Annotated in this window: 5 protein-coding genes; all 5 read left to right on the top strand. The window is 33.7% G+C overall.

What is annotated here, in order from left to right:
* Positions 1-515: hypothetical protein (locus K4I03_RS12395; protein WP_227965650.1), on the top strand; the 515-nt coding region annotated here is incomplete at its 5' end.
* Positions 516-571: 56 nt separating this feature from the next.
* The gene (locus tag K4I03_RS12400) at positions 572-757 is read left to right on the top strand and encodes a hypothetical protein (RefSeq protein ID WP_227965652.1); all 186 of its coding nucleotides are present in this window, start codon (positions 572-574) and stop codon (positions 755-757) included.
* A 14-nt stretch (positions 758-771) separates the two neighbouring features.
* The gene (locus K4I03_RS12405) at positions 772-996 is read left to right on the top strand and encodes a hypothetical protein (RefSeq protein WP_227965654.1); all 225 of its coding nucleotides are present in this window, start codon (positions 772-774) and stop codon (positions 994-996) included.
* Between the two features lie 173 nt (positions 997-1,169).
* Positions 1,170-1,421, top strand: coding sequence for a hypothetical protein (locus K4I03_RS12410; protein ID WP_227965656.1), 252 nt, complete (start codon positions 1,170-1,172; stop codon positions 1,419-1,421).
* Between the two features lie 2 nt (positions 1,422-1,423).
* Positions 1,424-1,726, top strand: a complete 303-nt coding sequence (locus tag K4I03_RS12415; RefSeq protein ID WP_227965658.1) for a hypothetical protein — start codon at positions 1,424-1,426, stop codon at positions 1,724-1,726.
* Positions 1,727-1,737 lie beyond the last annotated feature (11 nt).

Consider the following 1,737-nt stretch of genomic DNA (forward strand, 5'->3'; position numbering starts at 1 on the left):
TACCTTTTCTAGTCATAATCATATTTGTTTGTGTTTTTTTAGGTTATGTTTTATCAAAAATTTCACCGGGGTTTGAACCAAGTGGGTTTGCTTTTAAAGCTGTTGTATTGTTTGTAATTGCGCTCATTATTTGGGGCGGTTCTATTGTCTTACAAGTAGATAGCCTAAAGTCAGAGGTTGCGACTTTATCTAAATATAAAAAAGATAATGAACCTTATTTAAAATTTCTTAACCAGCATTTAGTTCAACTTGAAAAGAAAAGTGTGACTAGTTTGAAAAGCGAACAAGAGACAATTTATGGTTTTTTGTGGTCAAGTTCTGATACAAAGACCTTGGCTTACATCGATAGTCAAGATAGCATTGAAGCTGTCACAATTACATCTAAAGACATCCAAGAAACCAATAGAATAACTATGTTCGTTGTCTACAAAGATGCCAACAAGGTTATCTTGAAATCTGAAAGCGGAGAAATTGGCATGAGCGCTGAAGATTATACTTTATTGACAAAATCATAAAACTCCCCCCTGGCGGCTAATTAAGGTATAATAAACAATAGAAATGAGGAAGTGAAATGAAAATTATCAATGATGTCACCTGTTTTGCTATGATTGTAATTGGCTTAATTGCGATGATGTTTAAGCAAATAGAGCTTGCAATCTATGCCAATACCTTGGTAGTGGCCCTTAAAAGTATCCAAATTGCTCAGACTGTTGATTTCCTGAATAAGAAAGTTGATAAAAAGAGAGGCGACGAATGAAAAGGGGTAACGATATGGCATCTAAAGATAAAAGTAAAAAGGATCTGGGAAAGAAGATGGGTGAAAAAAAAATACCTAGCGTTAGCTTACCAAGCCGAGAGGAGCCTAATTTAGTTCCTTCAACTTACACACTGGAGAAGAAGAATAAGGAAAAATTAGCTCGTTTAGCAAGAGCTAACGGTTATGAGAAATCAACGGCTGCATTCCTTAATGATTTGATTGCAAGGATTCAAGAATAGAAATATATGATTTTGAAACATATTTAAAGACTGGCCAAGAAAAATGTTCAGTCTTTTTAAGTACCCTTATATCGGAGTTGTTAAAAATTTTTAATATTTTTTCTAAAAACTATTGACAAATTATATCTTAAAGTATATAATAAATACAGTAAGATAACAAAAGGAGAAATAGTATGGCAACAGAAAAAATTATAGTGGCTGTCGGTATGGAGTTTACATTGGTAGATAAAACCAAAGTAAAACATATCTCTTTAAAAGGCAATAGGGAGCGAATCGAGTTTCAGGATATGAATTATCCAATTTTCAAAGGTTCGACATTTGCAGATAGCAAAAAAGTAGATGAATTGTTAGACAGTGGGGAAGTTGAAATTTTTAAGTTAAAAGACTACCCCACTTGGCCAAGCACTGTTGAAATTGGAGAATAAATATGACGGAAAACACAAAAAATGGAATGACTATTGATAGATTAGTCATTCCAGCCTTAAAGGGCGAAGCAAGATGGTTTCCAGTAGTAACCGATGAAACTGTTCCAGTTATTGACAGCTTTTTGGAAGAGCATGATTTTGGGCTTTTTGAAAGTTGGGTTGGCTTTAAAGAGGGAGGAATGAGTTTTGAAAGTCTTGACTTCATAAGAGAACTTTTAATTGTAGGGACTGAACCAATTTGGACTTTAAATGATGGTTCGGTTATAGAATTTGTAGAAGTTACTGGTGAAAATTATTATATGTGAGTAACATAGAG

It is taken from the genome of Streptococcus sanguinis (assembly GCF_020729725.1).
In the GTDB taxonomy this organism is placed as follows: domain Bacteria; phylum Bacillota; class Bacilli; order Lactobacillales; family Streptococcaceae; genus Streptococcus; species Streptococcus sanguinis_V.